The organism is Bradyrhizobium sp. CCBAU 45394 (assembly GCF_028128655.1).
Taxonomy (GTDB): Bacteria; Pseudomonadota; Alphaproteobacteria; order Rhizobiales; family Xanthobacteraceae; genus Bradyrhizobium; species Bradyrhizobium diazoefficiens.
On sequence record NZ_LBIX01000057.1, the window covers coordinates 1 to 656 of the forward strand.

General features: G+C 59.5%; 2 protein-coding genes. One reads left to right on the forward strand and one right to left on the reverse strand.

Annotated elements, in window-relative coordinates:
* A partial coding sequence (locus tag WN73_RS11655) for a co-chaperone GroES (RefSeq protein ID WP_271552851.1) occupies positions 1-202 on the reverse strand: 202 nt, incomplete at its 3' end.
* 273 nt (positions 203-475) lie between these two features.
* Between WN73_RS11655 and WN73_RS11660 the strand changes: the two genes are divergently transcribed.
* On the forward strand, positions 476-656 hold a 181-nt coding region (locus WN73_RS11660), incomplete at its 3' end, for a hypothetical protein (RefSeq protein WP_271552850.1).

The following is a 656-nucleotide window of genomic DNA, read 5'->3' on the forward strand; positions in this document are numbered from 1 at the left end:
CGAACAAAACGCGGTCTCCCGGCTTGACATCGATCGGGATCAACTGGCCTTGCTCGTTTCTGCCACCGGAGCCCGCGGCGATGATCTCGCCTTCCTGCGGCTTCTCCTTTGCGGTGTCGGGAATGATGATGCCGCCGGCGGTCTTTTCCTCGGCATCAATGCGGCGCACAAGCACGCGGTCGTGCAGCGGGCGGAAATGCATACACATCCTCCATGTCAGTTCAGCGATGTCCAAAAACCGGGTCCGGGCAACCGGCCCCCGGGCGAAAACGACCTAGGATCCGAAAAACGGCCGTTCAAGAGGTCTTTTAAAAATTTTTGTCACTCCGGCCGTCTGACTGCCAACCGCGGTCTTGAACGGCGGATTTGGCTCGACCAGTTAATTGGAAAGAGATCTTCCATTCATCGCCCTCGCTCCGGAGCTGACTGCGGATTGAGGCGTCAGCGAATGTAGAACCCGCCAAGAACGACGAACATGGACGACTATCGCGACGTGGTGACTGCTGGTCTGGCGGTGCTGTGCGCAGGTCTCATGTTGGTCGCCGGCCTCCTGTACATTCTGGGTTCGTCCGACGGGTCAAAACCGGCGGAGATTGAGCCGCCAAGCCCGCAAGTCGCTGCATCGAGTCCTTTGGAGATGGCGCCGGCGAAGCACC